Origin of the sequence: Mesorhizobium sp. M0761 (assembly GCF_040320205.1) — a bacterium.
Lineage (GTDB): Bacteria > Pseudomonadota > Alphaproteobacteria > Rhizobiales > Rhizobiaceae > Mesorhizobium.
Genome location: NZ_JAMYPF010000009.1, coordinates 59,762 through 75,548, shown reverse-complemented (window position 1 = coordinate 75,548; position 15,787 = coordinate 59,762). Strand labels below are relative to the sequence as shown.

General features: G+C 62.4%; 23 protein-coding genes. 10 read left to right on the top strand and 13 right to left on the bottom strand.

Annotated elements, in window-relative coordinates:
• Positions 1 to 16 precede the first annotated feature (16 nt).
• From NKI32_RS16815 to NKI32_RS16805, 3 genes are read left to right on the top strand one after another with little or no spacing between them, the layout of a single operon-like run.
• Positions 17 to 1,027: a zinc-dependent alcohol dehydrogenase family protein gene (locus tag NKI32_RS16815; protein WP_353003025.1), complete on the top strand. Its 1,011-nt coding sequence runs from the start codon at positions 17 to 19 to the stop codon at positions 1,025 to 1,027.
• 41 nt (positions 1,028 to 1,068) lie between these two features.
• Positions 1,069 to 1,515 carry an OsmC family peroxiredoxin gene (locus tag NKI32_RS16810; protein WP_023689922.1) on the top strand — a complete coding sequence of 149 codons (447 nt, stop codon included), beginning with the start codon at positions 1,069 to 1,071 and terminating at the stop codon, positions 1,513 to 1,515.
• A gap of 15 nt (positions 1,516 to 1,530) precedes the next feature.
• Complete coding sequence (locus NKI32_RS16805) at positions 1,531 to 1,917, top strand: nuclear transport factor 2 family protein (RefSeq protein ID WP_353003024.1); 387 nt, start codon at positions 1,531 to 1,533, stop codon at positions 1,915 to 1,917.
• Between the two features lie 76 nt (positions 1,918 to 1,993).
• On the opposite strand, the gene NKI32_RS16800 is transcribed toward NKI32_RS16805, so the two are convergent.
• Both NKI32_RS16800 and NKI32_RS16795 read right to left on the bottom strand, forming a co-directional pair.
• Entirely contained in the window at positions 1,994 to 2,509 is a 516-nt protein-coding gene (locus NKI32_RS16800; protein ID WP_023671510.1) for an OsmC family protein, read from the bottom strand.
• Positions 2,510 to 2,565: 56 nt separating this feature from the next.
• Positions 2,566 to 2,991: a GFA family protein gene (locus NKI32_RS16795; protein ID WP_353003023.1), complete on the bottom strand. Its 426-nt coding sequence runs from the start codon at positions 2,989 to 2,991 to the stop codon at positions 2,566 to 2,568.
• A 182-nt stretch (positions 2,992 to 3,173) separates the two neighbouring features.
• Between NKI32_RS16795 and NKI32_RS16790 the strand changes: the two genes are divergently transcribed.
• Entirely contained in the window at positions 3,174 to 4,166 is a 993-nt protein-coding gene (locus tag NKI32_RS16790) for an AraC family transcriptional regulator (RefSeq protein WP_353003022.1), read from the top strand.
• Positions 4,167 to 4,189: 23 nt separating this feature from the next.
• On the opposite strand, the gene NKI32_RS16785 is transcribed toward NKI32_RS16790, so the two are convergent.
• The 8 genes from NKI32_RS16785 to NKI32_RS16750 form a co-directional block, all read right to left on the bottom strand.
• On the bottom strand, positions 4,190 to 4,801 hold the full coding sequence (locus NKI32_RS16785) for a LysE family translocator (RefSeq protein WP_023689918.1): 612 nt from the start codon (positions 4,799 to 4,801) through the stop codon (positions 4,190 to 4,192).
• Between the two features lie 69 nt (positions 4,802 to 4,870).
• Positions 4,871 to 5,203 carry a YkgJ family cysteine cluster protein gene (locus NKI32_RS16780; protein ID WP_050589135.1) on the bottom strand — a complete coding sequence of 111 codons (333 nt, stop codon included), beginning with the start codon at positions 5,201 to 5,203 and terminating at the stop codon, positions 4,871 to 4,873.
• A 52-nt stretch (positions 5,204 to 5,255) separates the two neighbouring features.
• Positions 5,256 to 5,420 carry a hypothetical protein gene (locus NKI32_RS16775; RefSeq protein ID WP_353003021.1) on the bottom strand — a complete coding sequence of 55 codons (165 nt, stop codon included), beginning with the start codon at positions 5,418 to 5,420 and terminating at the stop codon, positions 5,256 to 5,258.
• Position 5,421: 1 nt separating this feature from the next.
• Positions 5,422 to 5,829, bottom strand: a complete 408-nt coding sequence (locus NKI32_RS16770) for a hypothetical protein (protein ID WP_023671504.1) — start codon at positions 5,827 to 5,829, stop codon at positions 5,422 to 5,424.
• Positions 5,829 to 6,053 (bottom strand): hypothetical protein, encoded by a 225-nt coding sequence (locus NKI32_RS16765; RefSeq protein ID WP_353003020.1) that lies wholly within the window; start codon positions 6,051 to 6,053, stop codon positions 5,829 to 5,831. Before NKI32_RS16765 ends, NKI32_RS16770 begins: the two co-directional genes overlap by 1 nt.
• Before the next feature lie 293 nt (positions 6,054 to 6,346).
• Positions 6,347 to 6,556 carry a cold-shock protein gene (locus NKI32_RS16760; protein WP_023671502.1) on the bottom strand — a complete coding sequence of 70 codons (210 nt, stop codon included), beginning with the start codon at positions 6,554 to 6,556 and terminating at the stop codon, positions 6,347 to 6,349.
• Positions 6,557 to 7,022: 466 nt separating this feature from the next.
• Positions 7,023 to 7,352 (bottom strand): YciI family protein, encoded by a 330-nt coding sequence (locus tag NKI32_RS16755; protein ID WP_023824496.1) that lies wholly within the window; start codon positions 7,350 to 7,352, stop codon positions 7,023 to 7,025.
• 30 nt (positions 7,353 to 7,382) lie between these two features.
• Complete coding sequence (locus NKI32_RS16750) at positions 7,383 to 8,036, bottom strand: glutathione S-transferase family protein (protein ID WP_023684314.1); 654 nt, start codon at positions 8,034 to 8,036, stop codon at positions 7,383 to 7,385.
• 171 nt (positions 8,037 to 8,207) lie between these two features.
• On the opposite strand from NKI32_RS16750, the gene NKI32_RS16745 reads away from it, so the two are divergent.
• A complete protein-coding gene (locus tag NKI32_RS16745; RefSeq protein WP_023671498.1) occupies positions 8,208 to 8,387 on the top strand; it encodes a CsbD family protein in 180 nt (59 codons plus the stop codon).
• Between the two features lie 50 nt (positions 8,388 to 8,437).
• Here the strand turns inward: NKI32_RS16745 and NKI32_RS16740 are convergent, their stop codons facing one another.
• Complete coding sequence (locus tag NKI32_RS16740; RefSeq protein WP_353003019.1) at positions 8,438 to 9,562, bottom strand: metallophosphoesterase; 1,125 nt, start codon at positions 9,560 to 9,562, stop codon at positions 8,438 to 8,440.
• Positions 9,563 to 9,694: 132 nt separating this feature from the next.
• Here NKI32_RS16740 and NKI32_RS16735 point away from each other — a divergent pair, with 132 nt between their 5' ends.
• A complete protein-coding gene (locus tag NKI32_RS16735) occupies positions 9,695 to 10,288 on the top strand; it encodes a hypothetical protein (RefSeq protein ID WP_023750509.1) in 594 nt (197 codons plus the stop codon).
• Positions 10,289 to 10,306: 18 nt separating this feature from the next.
• On the opposite strand, the gene NKI32_RS16730 is transcribed toward NKI32_RS16735, so the two are convergent.
• Complete coding sequence (locus NKI32_RS16730; protein ID WP_023747761.1) at positions 10,307 to 10,993, bottom strand: TetR/AcrR family transcriptional regulator; 687 nt, start codon at positions 10,991 to 10,993, stop codon at positions 10,307 to 10,309.
• 85 nt (positions 10,994 to 11,078) lie between these two features.
• On the opposite strand from NKI32_RS16730, the gene NKI32_RS16725 reads away from it, so the two are divergent.
• The 3 genes from NKI32_RS16725 to NKI32_RS16715 all read left to right on the top strand — a co-directional run bounded on the left by NKI32_RS16725 (position 11,079) and on the right by NKI32_RS16715 (position 13,610).
• On the top strand, positions 11,079 to 11,840 hold the full coding sequence (locus tag NKI32_RS16725; protein ID WP_352445852.1) for an NIPSNAP family protein: 762 nt from the start codon (positions 11,079 to 11,081) through the stop codon (positions 11,838 to 11,840).
• A gap of 128 nt (positions 11,841 to 11,968) precedes the next feature.
• Complete coding sequence (locus NKI32_RS16720; protein WP_023747763.1) at positions 11,969 to 12,730, top strand: SDR family NAD(P)-dependent oxidoreductase; 762 nt, start codon at positions 11,969 to 11,971, stop codon at positions 12,728 to 12,730.
• Positions 12,731 to 12,803: 73 nt separating this feature from the next.
• The gene (locus NKI32_RS16715; protein WP_353003018.1) at positions 12,804 to 13,610 is read left to right on the top strand and encodes a glycosyltransferase family 10 domain-containing protein; all 807 of its coding nucleotides are present in this window, start codon (positions 12,804 to 12,806) and stop codon (positions 13,608 to 13,610) included.
• 156 nt (positions 13,611 to 13,766) lie between these two features.
• Here the strand turns inward: NKI32_RS16715 and NKI32_RS16710 are convergent, their stop codons facing one another.
• Positions 13,767 to 13,907, bottom strand: coding sequence for a hypothetical protein (locus tag NKI32_RS16710; protein ID WP_353003017.1), 141 nt, complete (start codon positions 13,905 to 13,907; stop codon positions 13,767 to 13,769).
• 453 nt (positions 13,908 to 14,360) lie between these two features.
• On the opposite strand from NKI32_RS16710, the gene fumC reads away from it, so the two are divergent.
• On the top strand, positions 14,361 to 15,758 hold the full coding sequence (gene fumC, locus NKI32_RS16705) for a class II fumarate hydratase (RefSeq protein WP_353003016.1): 1,398 nt from the start codon (positions 14,361 to 14,363) through the stop codon (positions 15,756 to 15,758).
• Positions 15,759 to 15,787 lie beyond the last annotated feature (29 nt).

Sequence of the window (15,787 nt, the reverse complement as noted above, 5' to 3'; positions counted from 1 at the left end):
TGTTAAGGAGAGTGACATGCGCAGCTACCGTCTCGAAGGGTTTGGTGGAACCGAATCCCTGGCGATGCGCGACGAGGCGCGGACGGAACCGAAACCGCATGAGATCGTGGTGCGAGTCCGCGCCGCCTCGCTCAATCGGCGCGACACGATGATCCTTGGCGGCACCTATCCGTTGCCGCCGCGGCAAGGCATCGTGCCGCTGAGCGACGGCGCCGGTGACGTCGTCGTAATCGGCGATGCCGTCACCCGTTTTGCCGTCGGCGACCGCGTCACAGGCAGCTACTTCGCCCGCTGGATCGATGGCCGCATCAATGCCGGTCTGATCGACCAGCTCGGCTGTACGCTGGACGGCATGCTGACTGAGTTTGCCGTGCTCGACGAACAATGGGCGGCGCGACTGCCCGATCATCTGAGCTGGCACGAAGCGGCGACGCTGACCTGCGCCGGCGTGACGGCCTGGAACGCGGTGACCGGGACCCGGATTCCGAAGCCTGGTCAATGGGTTCTCACCATCGGTTCGGGTGGCGTTTCGCTGTTTGCTCTGCAGTTCGCCAAGTTGCTCGGCTGCCGGGTTGTCGCCGTCACATCGCGCGCGGAGAAGGCCGACAGGCTGCGGGCGCTGGGCGCCGACCTCGTTGTCTCCAGCACTGACATACCGGAATGGGGCGGCTGGGCGCGCGAGCAGACAGGCGGCATCGACCTCGTCGTCGAAACCGGCGGCCCGGCCACCTTCGCGCAGTCGCTGATTGCCAGCACGCTTTATGGACACATCGTGCTGCTGACGCTGCAGGACGCTAGTGGCAGATCGATCGAGATGCCGGCAGCGCTTTATCAGCGCAGCCTCGCCACCATCAGCCGCCTGTTCGTCGGCAGCCGCAGCAATCTCGAGGCCATGCTGCGCGCCGTGTCGCAGCATCGCCTCAAGCCCGTTATCGACAGGGTCTTCCCCTTTGCCGAAGCCCCCGAAGCGTACCGCCACTTCCAGCAGGGCGACGTGTTCGGGAAGGTTGTCATCGACTGCGCCTGACCCAATTGCCCGCTTTTCAACCCCGAATCAGGAGAACGACCATGACCATCCGTGAAGCTTCCGCAGAATGGCAAGGCACGCTGAAGGAAGGCGGCGGCCGTCTGCGGCTTGGCAGCGGCGTCTTCGAAGGCGCCTATTCCTTTCCGTCGCGGTTCGAGAATGGTCCGGGCACCAATCCCGAAGAGCTGATCGGGGCAGCACATGCCGGCTGCTTCTCGATGGCGCTGACCTTCATCCTCGGCCAGGAAGGCCACGTCGCCCGCACCATCCGCACCGTCGCCAAGGTGCATCTCGGCGCGACCGCCGCCGGGCCGACGATCACCCGCATCGAGCTCGAAACGGAGGCGGAGGTCACGGATCTCGCCGAAGACGAGTTCGAACGCCTGGCGCAGTCGGCCAAGGCGACTTGCCTCGTCTCGCGCGCCTTGGCCGGCGTGCCTCAGATCACCCTAAAGGCCGTGCTGGTCAAAGCCGTCAAAGATCAATGAAACCGGGAGAATATGATGAAACAGGAGCTTATCATGGACGCAGCCGGGAATGATTTGTCCCGGCAGACGGCCGAGACCATGCGTCGCTTCAACGATGTGTTCCAGTTGCACGATCCGTCCGCGCTTGCCGAGTTGGTGGCGCAGGATTGCGTTATCGAAAACACCGTGCCGGCGCCGGACGGCGCCCGCCATGCCGGCAAAGAGGCATGCATTGACCTATGGTCGGCGATCGCCACCCAGCCTGGCACGCGCTTCGACCTTGAGGAGACATTCGTCGCCGGCGAACGGGCGACGATCCGCTGGCGCTACTTCATGGCCGACGGCAACTCCATCCGCGGCGTCAACCTTATGCGTGTCGCGGACGGGCTGATCGTCGAGGCGATGGGTTACGTCAAGGGATAGAAGCGTTGCCCGATACGGCACTCCCGTTCCCAGCCCGGAATCTCGCTCAAGTCGAGTTTCCGGGCCGGTTTTCTGGTCACTGGATGACGCGGTGCAGCTTCACCGTGGTGCTGGGACTGTTCTGGATGGTCTGGAAGATCACGCAATAGCGATCCGTGAGCTCGAGCAGTTGGTCGAGCTGGCTTTGGGGAGCGTCGGTGTCGATGTCGAACCGCAAGCGGATTTCCTTGAAGCCGACTGGAACACCCGCAGTCACGCCGAGCGTGCCGCGAAGATCGACGTCACCTTCCGCGGAAACTTCGGCGGACCTGATCGGAATTTCGAGCACGGCCGCCGCCGCGCGCATCGAGACACCGGCGCATGCGATCAGCGCCTCCAGCAGCATGTCGCCGGAGCACAGTTCCTGGCCGCTGCCCCCGGCCATCGGATGGATGCCGGCAAGCGCCAGCCCGCGTCCGGTCTCGACCTTGCAGGTCACGGTGGACGCGTCGGCGACGCCTTTGGCCTTCAAGGTGAGGAACGCGGCCTTCGCATCCCTGCGATAGAGATCCTTGATCGGCTCCTGCGTGGCGCGAAATGTTGCGATTTCCATGAACAATCTCCTGTCTTGAATTGTCGTTGTCAAAAATGGCGAGCAGTGGCCGGGCCTTATTCCGGCACCGCGATGCCGGAGCCGCCGAGCTCAGCCGGAAAGTCCCTGAGCTTGGGCAGCCCGTCCTTCATCGGCAGCACGGTCTCAGCGTAGTTGACGTGAACTCCAGGCGTGAATTTCACGCCTGGTATCGTTGCCGCATAGACATCGACCAGGCCGAGCGGCGGATGAACGGTCATCAGATGACCACCGCATTTCGTGCAGAACTGGCGATCGCTCATTTCGGTCTTCTCGAACCCGGACAGGAACTCCAGGCCCCCCGTGACCTTGACGTTCTGAAGCTTCCACAGCGTGAATGCGTTCACGGGAGACGCCGACCACGATCGACAAGAACCGCAATGGCAATAGCCCATTGCCTCGGCGGCTCCGTGCACTTCGATTTCCACAGCGCCGCAAAAACACCCGCCCTTATGTACCGTCATGACATTTGTCCCTGGTTGGTTTCGACAGCACTCAGCGCCCTCTCTCGGCAGCGCTTGAGCACCGGTGCAGGTTTAGGAGTTCTGGCCGCGAACTGAATGATACGGCGTCCGCCTCGCTTGACAGCGCGTCCGGAACTCGAAAGGGATGGCTGACCGGCTAGCCGGGTGCGGGACGAAACGGAATGGCCGGGGATGCTCTGTCTGACCTGTTGAGGACGGTACGCCTTACCGGCGCGACGTTTTTTGACATTGAGGGCCACGAGCCGTGGGCCGTCTGCTCGCCGGCGCCATCGTCCATCCTGCCGAAGATCCTGCCCGGTGCGGACCATCTGATCTCCTACCATGTGGTAACGGCCGGTCGCTGCTTCGCGCGCATCGTCGGCCAGGAAGCGATCGCGCTGGAGGCCGGCGAAGTCGTCGTCTTCACCAGGAGCGACCCGCACATTATGTCCAGCAATCCGGCGCTGCGCGCCGATCCGCCGACAGCCGACGTTCTCGACATCGCAACATCCGGCCGGATGCCGTTTTACATCAACTGCGCCGGCGACGGCGCGACCTCGGCGAGGCTGGTTTGCGGCTATCTCGCCTGTGATGCACAGCCTTTCAATCCACTGCTCGAGGCTTTGCCGTCGGTGATCAAGGCCGGAGATGCCAAAGGCGATGGCGGCTGGCTCAGCCAGTTCATCAACCTGGCTGTCACGGAGGTGGCGCAAAAGCGCGCAGGCAGTGAAACGGTGCTCACCAAACTGAGCGAACTGATGTTTGTCGACGTGTTGCGCCGTTACTTGGAATCGCTGCCGCCACAAACCACGGGATGGCTGGCTGGCCTGCGCGATCCGCACCTGGCGAGGGCACTGGCGCTGATCCACGACCGGCCGGCGCATAACTGGACGGTGGAGGCGCTGGCGAAGGACTCCGCGCTGTCGCGCAGCGTGCTCGCCGAACGCTTCACCAGGCTGGTCGGCATGCCGCCAATGCATTATCTCGCCAAATGGCGCATGCAGATCGCCTCGGAGCTGCTCAGCGCCGGCTCCAGCAACATGGCCAGCATCGCCGCTGAAATCGGCTACGAATCCGAGGCAGCGTTCAGCCGCGCCTTCAAGAAGATGATCGGCCTTCCTCCCTCGGCCTGGCGTCTAGGCATCCGGACCGGATCCGGAACCGACGAAGAGTAGGCCGAGGCCTGGCAGCTCCTGTTCTATCGATCAGCCAGCGCCAGCTTGGCGCCGAGCATGACAAAGGCGCCGGCGAAGGTGCGGCGCATCCAGGTCAGCACCATCGGCCGCGACACGACATGGCTGCGGATCGAGGCCGCAAAGATCCCGTAAGCGACGAAGACGACGAAGGTCAGCAGCATGAAGACGCTCGAGAGTTCGAGCATCTTGGCAAATGCGTTCGGTTCGGTCGTGCTGACGAATTGCGGCAGGAAGGCAAAGAAGAAGATCGACAGCTTCGGGTTCAGGATGTTGATCAGGATACCGGAGGTGATGACCTTGGCTGCCGAGCGGGGTGCCGCGTTTTCATCGACGCTCAGGCCGCCCTTCTCCTTCAGCGTGTTCCAGGCCATGTAGAGGAGATAGGCGACGCCGAGATATTTCAGCGTCTCGAAGGCGACAGCACTTGTGTGCAGCAGCGCCGCCAGGCCGGTGATGGCGGCGGCCATATGCGGGATGATGCCAAGCGTGCAGCCGAATGCAGCAGTGATCGAGGCGCGCGCGCCTCGCGAAAGCCCGGCGCTCAGCGTGTAGAGAACGCCGGTGCCGGGCGAAGCCACGACGATCAGCGACGTCAACAGGAATTCGATGCTCATGGTTCCTCCAACGCCCTGCCCGTGGTGGAAGCTATCGGGGGATGTGGGATCAGGCAAGGTGGGCGTCGGCTAGATCGTTGGCATCCCGTGCGCCTTGCGCGCCATCAGGCAATCGTCGCCGCCAGGCATGCAGGTGTGGCAGACGTCCGGGCGGATCTCGTAGATGCCGCAGGCCGTGTGCTTGCCGATCTCGCCCGTAAGCGCCGAACAGCGCACGCCCTCGCAGCGCATCCCGGACAGGTCGGCGGACACGAACTTTTCCGGAATCCGGTCAAGTTGCGCATCGTCCTCGGTCGAGAAGCGCGGCCATTCGGCCGAGTAGGAGCAGCAGGCGCCGCAGCTCTGGCAATCGAAAACCGGCTGGTCGTCCTGTTTTGACGACCGGATATCCCTGGCGGCCAACGCGACCAGCCCAGGCGCTGCGAGATTGCGATCGGCTTGGTGCGACAAGGCGCTATTTCTTCTTGCCTGCCTTGCCCTTGGGCGTGGCGGCTGGCGCCTCGAACAGATCGGTCGCCGACGGTTCGGCGGCCTTCGGCGCGGCAGCGGGCTTGGCCGGCTTTGCAGTGGCAGCAGTCGGCGCTGCCGGCTGGTCCTTGGTGGAAAACTTTATGGCCATGTCAGTCCTCGTCGGAAAAGCGGGATGATGGTGCGCGCGGATTGCGCAAGCGGCCGATCAGCGCCGAGACCGCTGTGATGTTCATTTCCTCGGGCGACCAGTTCCTCGCCTCGGCGATGTGGTGCGCCGCCAGTTCGCGATGCGTGCTGCCGCTATAGGCGGCATCCTGGTAGGTCACGCGCTCCTGGGTCTTTTTGTCCTCGCGGACATATTCGACCAGATAGTTCGGAGCTTCGGCACGGCCGCGCACGCCGACGCGCACCTGGGCATCGCCATGCGCGCGCTTGCAGCGCTCGAGCTTTTCCAGCACACGGCGGACATATTCGACCGGCTTGTCCAGGCCCGGGACCATGGACGCGATGGTCGCATCGGCATCGATCGGCGTCGGCGGTACGCGCTTGGTGGCCATCAGCGTTTGCCTGCCCGCTTCGGCAGCGCCGTAAGGACTGCGGCCGCTGCCATGTCGTCGGCTTCCTTTTCCTTGCGCAGTTCGCGCAAGCGCGCGGTCTTGGCTTCGCGCGCCTCGCTGACGGCATCACGCTCGGACAGGATGCGGTTGAGTGACATCGACTGGGTTTGCGTCTTGCTGAACAGCGAGCCGGCCTGGTCGGCAGTCTTGGATTGAGTGGTCAAAACTTTCTCCTGTCGGGAGCCTGGTGCCGATAGAGCGAGAGCGGTCTTCGATTACGACCAAAGCAATACGGCAGCGGGGCAGTATGGGCGGTTCAGATTGCTGGATCGTCCCTTAGCACGTTCCGGCCGGCGTGCGGCGCACTTTTAGCGGCATGACGCACAAAATGAAAAAGGCCAGGCACCGCCTGACCTTCCATGAAAGCGCCGCGCATCCAGTTGGATGCGCAAGGCGCTCCTTTCAGCCTTTCATCGGTGCCAGTACATCCGTGGTCACCGGAAGGCCGAATTCCTTATCAGGCCGCCTTCAACTGGTCGGCGGACATCTTGCCCGACTTGTTGTCGCGGGTCATCTCGTAGCCGAGCTTCTGGCCCTCGACGATGTCACGCATGCCGGCGCGCTCTACGGCCGAGATGTGGACAAAAACGTCGGCGGAGCCGTCGTCAGGCTGAATAAAACCAAAACCTTTGGTGGCGTTGAACCATTTCACTGTGCCGGTGGCCATGAAGAACCCTTTCCCTGGCAAATATTCGTTCACCATCGTGCGACTGCACAACAGCGTTTTGTCTCGATTTTTGATGGGGAAGTTCGTCAAAGGCGCGCATCATGCGCGGATAACAAAAGTCGGTCAAACAAATATCGACATGTTTCTTATAGACTTCTTTTAGCGCCGAGTCAATTTCTGGTTTGGCCGGAGCCCAAATTCAACCTGAGGGTGCCTGAGGCATAAGCCTCAACTGACGAGGTGGCGGAGCTCAAGGCGTTCCAAAAAATATTCCACGCCCCGGAACCAATCGCAAGCCGGCGCATTTCCGTGGTGTCAGCAATTCAGAGAGCAATCTCGGTAATGCTGGCAAAAGAACGCCTCCCGCACATTAAACGGTGCGAGAGGCGTTCTTGTAAGTGCCCTTGTCTGACGCAATTCCCAGGGGAAAACCGTTTCACACTTTCCTTAAACTCACGCTGGCGGCCTACAGGATCGCGCTGATCAGCGGCAGGATCTCGTAGTGGAAACCGCGGCCGGAGCTCGACACCGGATCGCCGTCGGTGACCGCTCTTGCCTCGGCTTCGCTGCCGACACGCAGGATCAGCAGACCCCAAGGACCGGCCGGGTCGGCGACCGGCCCGGCCAGGATCATGGTGCCCTCGGCAAGCTTGCCGCGCAGATAGTCGGCATGCCGGCCCATCAACTCCCTCTCCTCCTCCGTCAGGGTGAAGGCGAAGTCCGGCCGAGGCGGGATCAGCCGGCAGTGGAAGATTGTTGGCGCGGTAGTCTCACGCGGTCCATCATTGCTGGCCATCGGTCACTCACCGTGATGTCATTAGTGGTCCTATTCGTCCGGGCCGGGTTCCGGCCAAGTCTCCTTCGCTGCTTCCGCATACCAGTGCCGCATCGCCGGCGTTGCCAACACGGCGTCGACGTAGGCGCGCGTGTCGGGCGCGAGCTTGCCGCCATAGGTGTCGAAGCGGGTGACGACAGGTGCATACATGGCATCGGCCGCGGTGAAATGACCGAACAGGAAGGGGCCGCCTTTGCCGTATTGTTCCCGGCACTGGCGCCAGATCGTTTCGATGCGCGCGCGCTGCATTTCGCCTTCGGCGTCGAGCGGCTTGTGGCCCTTCGGCCGGCGCAAATTCATCGGCCAGCCATAGCGCACCTCGCGAAAGCCGGAATGCATCTCGGTCGCCACCGAGCGAGCCAAGGCGCGGGCGCCGATATCCTGCGGCCAAAGTTTTTTCTCCGGAAACAGGTCGGCCAGATATTCAAGGATGGCAAGGGTTTCCCAGACAATCCTGCCATTGTGATTCAACACTGGCACAAGGCCGGTGGGCGAGACTTTCGCCAGAGCGGCAAAAGTCTCGGGCGTGCGCAGGCGCACGAAACCTTCCTCGAACGGGATCTCCAGATGCTTCATCGCCACCCATGGCCTCAGCGACCAGGACGAAAAGCACTTGTTGGCGATGATGAGCGTAAATTCAGCCAAGGCGGTCTCCCCAAAATTTCGTCACACTAGTCACACGATACGACGCGGCAAAGCGTTTCGGCGACCATATAAGCGACCAGATGCGACGATGATCGCCGCCCAGGGAACCTAAGCCAAGCCGGCCCGTTTGCCTCCTGCGAATGAATCCCCGGAATCCCAGGAGATGCAAAGATGGTGAACAAGGATCAGGTTGCCGGCGTGGCCAAGCAGGTCAAGGGCTCGGTCAAGGAGGCCGGCGGCAAGGCGACCGGCAACAGGCAGACCCAGGCCGAAGGCACTGCAGACAAGACCGCCGGCAAGGTGCAGAAGGTCTATGGCGACGTGAAGGACAAGATCAAAAAGGCGCTCTGACCCGATCTCGCAGGCAATGAGGAAGGCGGCTCAAGGCCGCCTTTTTCTTGTCAGAGGCTGAGACTCTTGCTGAAGGCGCTGGTGAACTTGACCTCGCCGTGGTCGCCGGCCGCCTCGCCCAGCACTACGTCCATGCTGTCCCCGGTTACCCTCACCAGCGCGAAGCCGCCCATATAGGCGGCCTTCGGCTTGAACAGGTCGAGGCCATCGCTTTTGTAGATCATAGGCACTTCGTGCTGATGGCCATGGAAGATGGCGATGACATTGTAGCCCTTCAGCGCCGCCAGCAGCGCCTGGCGGTCGGCCTCGCTCCACCAGTGCGGCGCGCCTGCGCCGTCATCGTCATAGGTGCGCTTGGCCGGGTCCCAGCGCTCGACCGAGAAAGTGTCCCAGCCAAAGTGCTGGAACAGGATGAGGGGACGGCCATCCGCCGCGTAGGTCGCCAGATCCTGCTTCAGCCACGGCAGGCTGCTCACCGCGCCATGGCCGGTGTCGCCGGCAAAGCGGTGGGTCTGGACGAGATGCAGGCCGCCCCAGTCCCAGGAATAGCAGTCGGTGTCGACATCGTATTCGGTGGCCGGCACCGGCGGCTTGAAGAACACGCCGGGGCGGTGGTTGACCTCGACATAGTCGCGCAGTTCACGCCGATACCAGTCGACATGGGGCGGCGAGCCGTTCTGGTCGAGATCGTGGTTGCCGAGGCCGACATAGACCGGCATGTGCACGCGGTCCGGGCCGACGCCTTGTTGATAGCGCTGGCTGAACTGCAACAGTTGCGTGCCTTCGCTGGGCTCGGTGATCTGGCCGCCGCCATCGTCGGTGATGTCGCCGCCGACAACGAGGCCGAGCGGCGCATCGATGCGGCTGCCGGCCGAACGCAGGCGGGTTGCAACGCCATCGATCTCGACTGGCCATTGCCGGCCGGCCAAGCCATTGAGGACAGCGACATTGCGCAACAGCGCGGCATCGGTCTTGCCTTCCTCCAGGCAGTTGGGGCTGAGGCCGCTCGACATGCGGCAGGCATGGACGTCGGCGATGAACAGAAAGGTGGCGTCGATGGGCTGGATGCGCTTGCCGGTCTGGCCAAGCGCGGCGCGCGGCAGCATGCCAGCCATGGTAAGGCCGGCTGCCTGTGCGAGGAAATTGCGACGGGAGAGGACGAGCTTGCGATTCATGACCTGAAATTCAGCACAGCCGGCGCCCCACCGTCCGGTTGCCAGGAATGGCAGGTCGACACGGCACTGTGGCTCTGGCATTTCTTGGGTCATGCTGGCGCGCAGCAAATACAAGCAGAGGGGGAGGATTTCATGAGAGCCTTTTCGATAGGCGTGGTGCTGGCTGGGTTGCTGCCGGCGGCTGCGGTGCATGCCGCCGATTGTGTCGACGCAAAATCGGCCAAGGCCGGCTTCGTTCTGGAAATGCCTGGCGTCCGCAGCGAGTTTCGGCCGGTGGCCGGCGGCATGGTGTCCGTCGCCAACACCTACGAATCGCAATCGCCGCAAACACAGTTCCTGTTTGCCGGCCTGGTCGAAGTGTTTCGCGACAGCGATACCGGACGGGTGGCGACGATCCCGTTTTCCGATCTGCGAAAACTGTTTCCGCTGAAGACGGGAGCCAAGAGCACGATCGAATTCGTCGAGCTGTCGCCGAACAAGCAGCCGAAGAGCACCAAGACACTGAGCCTGGTCGTCAAGGGCAAGGAGACGTTCAACGTCGGCGGCTGCAAATACAACGTGCTGGCGGTCACGGAGACCTTTAAGAACGGCGCCGGCGAAACGCTGGACACATTTACCGCGCTTTATGCGCCCGATCTGCAGGCGTCCCTCGCCCGGCGCTACGACGAAGGGACCAGCGCGGAATCGGTGAACGGTTACGAGACGATCAAGCCGCTTTCCGACTAGAACAGCGCAGTTCCGGCCTCAAGGTTTTCCCGGCCGCAGCAGGATCCTGCGACGCCGCTTCGCTCTGCTCGGGAATGGCGGCGTTGAGCTACCCTGAAGTTCGGCCAGGCAATCGCGCAGCACGCTGGCATCCTGTGCCGCCTTGGCCATCGACATGGCGCCGGAATAGGCGGCGATGGCGAGTGCCGCAAAGCGCTCGGGGTCGGTGCCCTGCTCCCTCCCCGACTGCTGGTCGGCTCGCACCTTGTCGGCAACCGCCTGACGCCATCCGGCAAAGATATCGTCCAGAGCGGCGCGGAAATCCGGGTCAGCGAGCGACAGTTCATGCGCCAGATTGTTGAGCGGACAGCCGCGCACGAAGCCTTGCTGCTCAAGCTCGGTCGCCACCGCCTCGAACACCGCGCGCACGCCTTCGCGCGCCGAGCCTGCCGCCCGTACAGGGTTGATCCAGGTTTCATCGAGGGCCGCTGCCACGCGCTCCTCGATCACCGCCAGAGCTAGCGCCTTCTTCGTCGGGAAATGATGATGCAGCGCGCCGCCGCTGACGCCTGCGGTCGTCATCAACTCGCCAAGAGCGGATGCATGATAGCCACGCGCCTGGAACGACGCTTCGGCGACATCGAGCACCTTGTTGCGCAGCCCTTCGGGATCGTTGGTGCGTTTTCGCGGCGGCCCTTTCGGAGCCCGAGCAATCTCTGCTGACATTTGCCAACGATAGCAGATTGACAAAACAGGACAACCGGTCTGTTTTATAAACCGGATGATCATCCTGTTTTTTGGAGACGACACAATGACCGTACCCCTGAATGCGCCTGCGACGGCAAGCCTGCTCGCTTCGCCTGTCGTCGAGTTGCGGCAGTACACGCTGAAGCCGGGCCGGCGCGAGACGCTGATCGACATCTTCGACAGTCGGTTCATCGAAGGCCAGGAACACGCCGGCATGACCATCATCGGACAGTTCCGCGACCTCGACCGCCCCGACATGTTCGTCTGGCTGCGCGGCTTCGATGGCATGGAAGCGCGGAAGCAGGCGCTCACCGCCTTCTATGACGGGCCGGTGTGGACGGCGCACCGCGACGCCGCCAATGCGACGATGATCGATTCTGACGATGTGCTGCTCTTGAAGGCGGCATGGCCAGGCGCCGGCTTCGATCTGTCAGGCGCGCAGCGAGGCGCCATGCCGGCGGACGGAAAGCCGAGCGCAGACGATGGCTTGACCGGTGTGGTTGTCATCCAGATTCATCATCTGCGGTCTGGCGCCGAAGCCGATTTCGCCGGCAATTTCGAAACGGATGCCGTTCCGGTCCTTATCGGCGCCGGCGGACGGTTGCTTGGCGCCTTCATCACCGAGCACGCCGAAAACAGCTTTCCCCGCCTGCCGGTGCGCTTGAGCGAAAACGTCTTTATCGCGGTGACGGGTTTCAACAGTCCCGAGGCGCATGCCAGTTACGAAGCCGCAGTTGCCGCTTCGCCCCAATGGCAAGCGGCCGATGTGACCTGGCGGACCGAAACCTTGCGCCTGACGCCGACGTCGCAGTCGCTGCTGCGGTAACCGGATCGGCACGCGGCCAACCGAAGTTCATACTGAGCGATAGGCCGGCGGCTTGACCGCCCTCGCCGATCGGCATTGCCTTCGTGACGCGGGCAACAGCGAGAGCATTCGATGCGACTTGGCCTTCAATGAGACTTTCTGGCAAACGAGCACTGGTGACCGGCGGCTCGGACGGCATCGGCCTGGCGATATCGGAAGCTTTCTTGCGCGAGGGCGCCGACGTGCTGATCGTCGGTCGCGACACCAGCAAGCTCGAGACCGCCCGCGAGACACTTGCGGCGGAGGGCAACGTCGGCACCCAGTCGGCCGATCTCTCGACCTCTTCCGGCATCGATGCCGTGGTCGATCGCGCGAAAGCAACCGGCCCACTCGACATCCTCGTCAACAATGCCGGCGTCGCTTATCTGGTGCCTTTCGAGACCGTCACCGAGCACCAATTCCAGCAATCCTTCGCGCTCAATGTGACGGCGGCGTTCTTCCTTACCCAGCGCCTGCTGCCGCATTTCGGCGCCGGCGCTTCGGTCATCAACATCTCGTCCTACTTCGCCAACAAGATGATCCCGAAGCGGCCATCGAGCCTGTATTCCTTGTCCAAGGGCGCGCTGAATTCGCTGACCAAGTCGCTGGCCTTCGAGCTTGGTCCGCGCGGCATCAGGGTCAATGCGATTGCGCCCGGCACGGTCGAGACAGCCATGCGGCGCAAGTCGATCGAAAACCTGCCGGCGGCAGCGCAGGCCGAGCTGAAAGCCTATGTCGAGCGCAGCTACCCGCTCGGCCGCATCGGCCAGACCAGCGATCTTGCCGGCATCGCCGTCTATCTCGCCAGCGATGAGGCGGCGTGGACCAGCGGCGGCATTTTCGCGATCGATGGCGGGTATACGGCGGGGTGACCGTTTGGACGGCCCTCTGCCTCGAACAAGCGGAGCACTTGACCAAACTTCCGATACCGCGTCTGTCTGCAGATTGAGCAATGCTTCAGACATTCGTGGTGCCATGCCGTCTATCGATCCACTGATCCTCTTCTACACAACGTTCTTCAGCAAACCCGTCGATATCGCGTCGATACAGTGCGAAATACCCGGGCGGTGGACACTGGACAAACGACGGATTTCCGAGGCCGCGGCAGTCGTCTTCCATATTCCGAACTTTCGCGAAGTTGGCGATGCCTACAAATACCCTGGTCAATATTGGGTCGCCTGGTCGATGGAATGCGGCCAAAACTACAAGCGACTTGCCGACCTCAAAACCATGCGGCACTTCGATATCATCATGACGCATGAATCCCGGTCCGATGTCTGGGTGCCCTACCTTCCGCGTGCGGTGTGGTGGAAAGATGCGCTGGCCAGACCAATCGTACCGAAAACGGAAGAAGCGCCGGTCGCACTCTTCCAGTCGGCCGGCCTGAATTATAGCGGCCGTGTCGATCTGGCGAACGAACTGGGGCGCCACATCAAGATCGATTCTTATGGCCGATATCGCAACAGCCGATCGGTCTCTGGCCCCGATCTGGGCTCGAAGACCAAGATTGAAACCATTGCGCGGCACAAATTCTGCCTGGCCATGGAGAACTCGATCGAGGCCGACTATGTCACCGAGAAAATCTATGACGCGCTCATGGCCGGCACGGTGCCGATCTACCTTGGCGCTCCCAATGTGGACGAGTTCGTTCCGGAGCACTCCTTTATTGACGCCAGTGCCTTCGCCAGCGCCAGCGATCTTGCAGCCTATCTCCAGCACCTGATCGCAACGCCGCAAGACTACGAGGCTTGACTGGCGCTCAAAGCCATTGCCCGACAATCTCGTCAAACGGGTGCAATCATTGGAAACACCCGCGTTCTGCAGACTGATGAGCGTCGTGCGCCAGCGTCTGGAGGCGCGGACAAGCACGCCTTCCGGACGGCGAACACTTCCGTTCGGCTACAGATCCTATCTCAGGACAAAGCTGCGCCGCTGGAGGAAAAAGGTTCCGAACTGACGGTCCGCGATCAGGCGCGCTTTCAGCAAAATACGGAGGACAAAGAGCGTCTCTTGCGACGTCGAGACGGCTTCGACCTTGCCGCCATGCATCTTGGAGATCTCCGAGGCTATGTGGAGGCGCTCCCAGGGTGGACTTGAAATTCTCGGCTTCGCGATCCGAAGCTCGATCCGGATGCGATGCCGGATTTTGGTCGGGAAACTGGACAGAAGGACAAGTGCATAAGCTACCTCATCGCTGCTGTTGCCAGTGAGACGCCGTAGGTAGACGTGAATTGCGCATTGCTGATCCTGGGGGAAGTTTGCGTAGAGCAATCCGCCAGCTCGACATGATCTTATCGAGCTAAATCCGCAAGTTTCCGTCCACTTTATGGGATCAAGCCGGACTGAGGAGCAATTTCCTTCACACGAAAGTGGAGGGTGCAGGAGTCCCGAAGGGCGGCGCTACTGCTTCAACCGATTTACTGCCTGCCGACCGCAATCTCTGCTTGAAGGCCATTGTGCAACGCGATACGCCGTTGCCGAATTCGATCGTCGGAGAGACAAGTGACCGCTGCCACGACCAGAACCGAAACCGACACGTTCGGCCCCATCGAGGTTGCCGCCGACCGTTACTGGGGCGCGCAGGCGCAGCGTTCCCTCGGCAATTTCAGGATAGGCTGGGAAAAGCAGCCGGCCTCGATCGTGCGTGCGCTCGGCATCGTCAAGCGAGCGGCGGCGGAAGCCAATATGGAGCTGATGCGGCTCGATCCGGCAGTCGGCAAGGCGATCATCGAGGCGGCGCAAGAGGTGATCGACGGCAAGCTGAACGATCATTTCCCGCTGGTCGTCTGGCAGACCGGCTCGGGCACGCAGTCCAACATGAACGCCAACGAGGTGATCTCCAACCGGGCGATCGAACTTCTGGGCGGCGTCATGGGCTCGAAGAAGCCGGTGCACCCTAACGACCACGTCAATATGAGCCAGTCGTCGAACGACACCTACCCGACAGCCATGCACATCGCGTGCGCCGAGCGCATCGTGCACGATCTGCTGCCGGCGCTGAAGCATCTCCACGCTGCGCTCGAGGTCAAGACGAAGGCCTTCGCCCACATCATCAAGATCGGCCGCACCCATACGCAGGACGCGACACCCCTCACGCTGGGTCAGGAATTTTCCGGCTACGCCGCGCAGGTGGCCTCTTCGATCAAGCGCATCGAGATGACGCTGCCCGGCCTGCAGGAACTGGCGCAGGGCGGCACCGCCGTCGGCACCGGCCTCAACGCGCCGGTCGGCTTTGCGGAAAAGGTGGCGGCGCGCATCGCCGAAATCACCGGCATTGCCTTCGTCACCGCGCCGAACAAGTTCGAGGCGCTCGCCGCGCACGATTCCATGGTGTTCTCGCATGGCGCCATCAACGCGGCGGCCGCCGCCCTCTTCAAGATCGCCAACGACATCCGCTTCCTCGGCTCCGGCCCGCGCTCGGGCCTCGGCGAACTGTCGCTGCCGGAAAACGAGCCGGGTTCCTCGATCATGCCGGGCAAGGTCAACCCGACCCAATGCGAGGCTCTGACGCAGGTCTGCGTGCAAGTGTTCGGCAACAACGCCTCGCTGACCTTCGCCGGCAGCCAGGGCCATTTCGAGCTCAACGTCTACAATCCGCTGATGGCCTATAATTTCCTGCAGTCGGTGCAGCTGTTGGCCGACGCTTCGATATCCTTCACCGACAATTGCGTCGTCGGCATCGAGGCGCGCGAAGACAACATCAAGGCCGCGCTCGACCGCTCGCTGATGCTGGTGACAGCGCTGGCGCCGACGATCGGGTACGACAATGCCGCCAAGATCGCCAAGACCGCGCACAAGAAGGGCACCACCTTGCGCGAGGAAGCACTGGCCACCGGGCTGGTCAGCGAGGCAGACTACGACCGGCTGGTGCGGCCGGAGGACATGACGCATCCGGGTTAAGCGATTCCAGGGGAAGTGCCTTCCTCGAA

What these genes read in the sequence shown, in the direction of transcription:
- NKI32_RS16815 (WP_353003025.1), top strand. Translation starts at nt 17, where the DNA reads ATGCGCAGCTACCGTCTCGAAGGGTTTGGTGGAACCGAATCCCTGGCG.
- NKI32_RS16810 (WP_023689922.1), top strand. Translation starts at nt 1,069, where the DNA reads ATGACCATCCGTGAAGCTTCCGCAGAATGGCAAGGCACGCTGAAGGAA.
- NKI32_RS16805 (WP_353003024.1), top strand. Translation starts at nt 1,531, where the DNA reads ATGAAACAGGAGCTTATCATGGACGCAGCCGGGAATGATTTGTCCCGG.
- NKI32_RS16800 (WP_023671510.1), bottom strand. Translation starts at nt 2,509, where the DNA reads ATGGAAATCGCAACATTTCGCGCCACGCAGGAGCCGATCAAGGATCTC.
- NKI32_RS16795 (WP_353003023.1), bottom strand. Translation starts at nt 2,991, where the DNA reads ATGACGGTACATAAGGGCGGGTGTTTTTGCGGCGCTGTGGAAATCGAA.
- NKI32_RS16790 (WP_353003022.1), top strand. Translation starts at nt 3,174, where the DNA reads ATGGCCGGGGATGCTCTGTCTGACCTGTTGAGGACGGTACGCCTTACC.
- NKI32_RS16785 (WP_023689918.1), bottom strand. Translation starts at nt 4,801, where the DNA reads ATGAGCATCGAATTCCTGTTGACGTCGCTGATCGTCGTGGCTTCGCCC.
- NKI32_RS16775 (WP_353003021.1), bottom strand. Translation starts at nt 5,420, where the DNA reads ATGGCCATAAAGTTTTCCACCAAGGACCAGCCGGCAGCGCCGACTGCT.
- NKI32_RS16770 (WP_023671504.1), bottom strand. Translation starts at nt 5,829, where the DNA reads ATGGCCACCAAGCGCGTACCGCCGACGCCGATCGATGCCGATGCGACC.
- NKI32_RS16760 (WP_023671502.1), bottom strand. Translation starts at nt 6,556, where the DNA reads ATGGCCACCGGCACAGTGAAATGGTTCAACGCCACCAAAGGTTTTGGT.
- NKI32_RS16755 (WP_023824496.1), bottom strand. Translation starts at nt 7,352, where the DNA reads ATGGCCAGCAATGATGGACCGCGTGAGACTACCGCGCCAACAATCTTC.
- NKI32_RS16745 (WP_023671498.1), top strand. Translation starts at nt 8,208, where the DNA reads ATGGTGAACAAGGATCAGGTTGCCGGCGTGGCCAAGCAGGTCAAGGGC.
- NKI32_RS16740 (WP_353003019.1), bottom strand. Translation starts at nt 9,562, where the DNA reads ATGAATCGCAAGCTCGTCCTCTCCCGTCGCAATTTCCTCGCACAGGCA.
- NKI32_RS16735 (WP_023750509.1), top strand. Translation starts at nt 9,695, where the DNA reads ATGAGAGCCTTTTCGATAGGCGTGGTGCTGGCTGGGTTGCTGCCGGCG.
- NKI32_RS16730 (WP_023747761.1), bottom strand. Translation starts at nt 10,993, where the DNA reads ATGTCAGCAGAGATTGCTCGGGCTCCGAAAGGGCCGCCGCGAAAACGC.
- NKI32_RS16725 (WP_352445852.1), top strand. Translation starts at nt 11,079, where the DNA reads ATGACCGTACCCCTGAATGCGCCTGCGACGGCAAGCCTGCTCGCTTCG.
- NKI32_RS16720 (WP_023747763.1), top strand. Translation starts at nt 11,969, where the DNA reads ATGAGACTTTCTGGCAAACGAGCACTGGTGACCGGCGGCTCGGACGGC.
- NKI32_RS16710 (WP_353003017.1), bottom strand. Translation starts at nt 13,907, where the DNA reads ATGCATGGCGGCAAGGTCGAAGCCGTCTCGACGTCGCAAGAGACGCTC.